Source organism: Streptomyces laculatispora (assembly GCF_017353455.1).
Taxonomy (GTDB): domain Bacteria; phylum Actinomycetota; class Actinomycetes; order Streptomycetales; family Streptomycetaceae; genus Streptomyces; species Streptomyces laculatispora.
Genome location: NZ_JAFMPZ010000057.1, coordinates 1 through 2,770, shown reverse-complemented (window position 1 = coordinate 2,770; position 2,770 = coordinate 1). Strand labels below are relative to the sequence as shown.

Sequence of the window (2,770 nt, the reverse complement as noted above, 5' to 3'; positions counted from 1 at the left end):
CGCTGGCCGCCCAGCGCGAGGACATGCTGCTCCAGCAGCTGCCCAGGTCCGCCGCGGTGCTCGACATGAGCATCGATCTGCTCATCCACCCCTTCGGCAGCCCCGGCGCGGCCGGGTGGACCGGCTACGGCGGGCACCTCACCCCCGAACAGCAACACGTGCTGGCCGGGGGCCCGTCCCCCGCCCCGGCCGGCCCTCTCCTGCCCCCGACCGCCGAGGATGTCCCGCTCCTCGACGCCCTTGCCGAGGACGGCCGTGCCTCGCACACGCAGCTCGCCGGGCTCACCGGCTGGTCCAAGGGCCGCGTCGCCCGCCGGCTGGAGGCCCTGGAATCGTCCGGCACACTCTCGTACGACATCGACCTGCTGCCCGAACGTCTCGGCTATCACCTCAACGCGACTCTCTGGCTGCGCGTCGCCCCTGTCCACCTGGAGCGCACCGGACAGGAGATCGCCCGGCACGAGGAGGTCGCGTTCGCCGGCGCCACCAGCGGCGACCACAACGTGATGGCCATCGTCACCTGCCGGGACGCCGAGGCCTTCTACCGCTATCTGACCACCCGCCTCGCGGCCGTGCCCGGTGTCGACGCCTACGGGGTCAGCATCCGGGTCCGCCGTCTCAAGCAGGCCGCCTCCCTCATCGCCCACGGCCGCCTCGTGCATCCGGCGCCCGGCTAGACCGGGAGCAGGGTGCGGGCCGCGTCAGATGAGGTTCATCGCGGCCGCGCCGCCCACTCCCCCGAGCACCATGAACACCGGCATCAGCACCTTGAGTTCCACCCAGCTGCCGGCCCGGAACCGCATGGCCTTCGGCGGGCCTATCGGGTACCAGCGCTTGCGGCCCACCGGGATCGGCCAGAGGATCGGGCAGCCGGAGACGGTCAGCGCATCGCCGATGTCATGGACGAGAGCGCCCAGCACGATCGGCAGCCCGAGCCAGAGGTACTCCTGGCCGGGGGCGTTGAAGAGCCAGTCCGAGCCGTTGCCCGGCTTGTCCAGGACGCCCGCGAGAATCCACGCGCTGGTCGCGCCGAGCAGCCACACCAGGACATCGCTGGACACCCGGGCGGCCCGCCAGAGCAGACCCTCGACGGCGAGCACCAGGTGGACGAAGAGGATCCCCAGCACCGCCCACCGGCCGCCGGTGATCGCCGCGGCGGAGGCCCCGGCACCGATCAGGACCGCCCACAGCCAGGTGTGGGTAAGAGTCCGGTGGCCACCGTTGCGGTTCGAGTCGCCCCGCATCTTGGTGGCCTTGTAGACGGCGTGCGAGAGCGTGTCGACTATTTCGCAGAGGCCTCGGGAGACCGGCCCGAAGGCGCGCGAGATGGTCGCCGACTTGTGGTCGAGATCCGGTGCCAGTGCGGCGCCCGCGGTGATCAGCGCGCCGACGACCAGGACGGGCCACGGCATGGTGTGTCCCGCGGCTGCCGCAGCCGCACCCACCCCCAGCCAGGCCGCAGCCCCTGACAGAGAGTGTGCCGGTCCCATCATGACTGTTTCCGCCCCCGTAGATATTGACCAGGTATTGACAAAGTGTTGACAGCTGTCGCTGTGTCCGGGCTCGGGCCACCGTCGTTGTGGTGTGGCCGAGTTGAGAGGGAAGCGTATCGTCCGTGATCTTCGTGCGGTCGTCCGGTTCCCTGATCCGGGCGGAAGGCAGGCAAGATGGGGGCGTGACCCTAATCGATCAGCTGCCCCCGACCGACGACCCCGACGCCCTCTTCGAGGCATTCTCGTCATGGACCGAGACGCAGGGCATCACCCTCTATCCCGCTCAGGAGGAGGCGCTGATCGAGGTGGTCTCCGGGGCCAACGTGATCCTTTCCACCCCCACCGGCTCCGGTAAGAGCCTGGTCGCGGCCGGTGCGCACTTCACGGCTCTGGCCCAGGACAAGGTCACCTTCTACACCGCGCCGATCAAGGCGCTGGTCTCGGAGAAGTTCTTCGACCTGTGCAAGCTGTTCGGCACGGAGAACGTCGGCATGCTCACCGGCGACGCCTCGGTCAACGCCGACGCCCCGGTGATCTGCTGCACGGCCGAGGTGCTGGCCTCCATCGCGCTGCGTGACGGGAAGTACGCGGACATCGGCCAGGTCGTGATGGACGAGTTCCACTTCTACGCGGAGCAGGACCGCGGCTGGGCCTGGCAGATCCCGATCCTGGAGCTGCCGCAGGCCCAGTTCATCCTGATGTCGGCCACCCTCGGCGACGTCAGGATGTTCGAGGAGGACCTGACCCGCCGCACCGGCCGCCCCACCTCGGTGGTGCGCTCGGCGACGCGTCCGGTCCCGCTCAGTTACGAGTACCGGCTGACGCCGATCACCGAGACCATCACCGAACTCCTGGACACCCGGCAGTCGCCCGTCTACATCGTGCACTTCACGCAGGCGGCGGCCGTCGAGCGGGCGCAGTCGCTGATGAGCATCAACATGTGCACCAAGGAGGAGAAGGAGAAGATCGCCGATCTCATCGGCAACTTCCGCTTCACCACCAAGTTCGGCCAGAACCTCTCCCGCTATGTGCGGCACGGCATCGGTGTGCACCACGCGGGCATGCTGCCGAAGTACCGCCGGCTCGTGGAGAAGCTCGCACAGGCGGGTCTGCTGAAGGTGATCTGCGGTACGGACACGCTCGGCGTCGGCGTCAACGTCCCCATCCGCACCGTGCTTTTCACCGCGCTCACCAAGTACGACGGCACCCGGGTGCGTACGCTGCGCGCCCGTGAGTTCCACCAGATCGCGGGCCGGGCCGGGCGGGCGGGCTTCGAC

3 protein-coding genes are annotated in these 2,770 nt (G+C 69.2%); 2 read left to right on the top strand and 1 reads right to left on the bottom strand.

The genetic code is table 11. From position 1 onward, the window contains the following. On the top strand, positions 1–677 hold a 677-nt coding region (locus tag J1C73_RS02375; RefSeq protein ID WP_207314849.1), incomplete at its 5' end, for an Lrp/AsnC family transcriptional regulator. Positions 678–701: 24 nt separating this feature from the next. On the opposite strand, the gene J1C73_RS02370 is transcribed toward J1C73_RS02375, so the two are convergent. Continuing rightward, on the bottom strand, positions 702–1,493 hold the full coding sequence (locus J1C73_RS02370; protein ID WP_123467764.1) for a metal-dependent hydrolase: 792 nt from the start codon (positions 1,491–1,493) through the stop codon (positions 702–704). Positions 1,494–1,675: 182 nt separating this feature from the next. On the opposite strand from J1C73_RS02370, the gene J1C73_RS02365 reads away from it, so the two are divergent. Beyond that, on the top strand, positions 1,676–2,770 hold a 1,095-nt coding region (locus tag J1C73_RS02365; protein ID WP_207314848.1), incomplete at its 3' end, for a DEAD/DEAH box helicase.

Coding starts and splice junctions, on each gene's coding strand:
- J1C73_RS02370 (WP_123467764.1), bottom strand. CDS start 1,493: ATGATGGGACCGGCACACTCTCTGTCAGGGGCTGCGGCCTGGCTGGGG.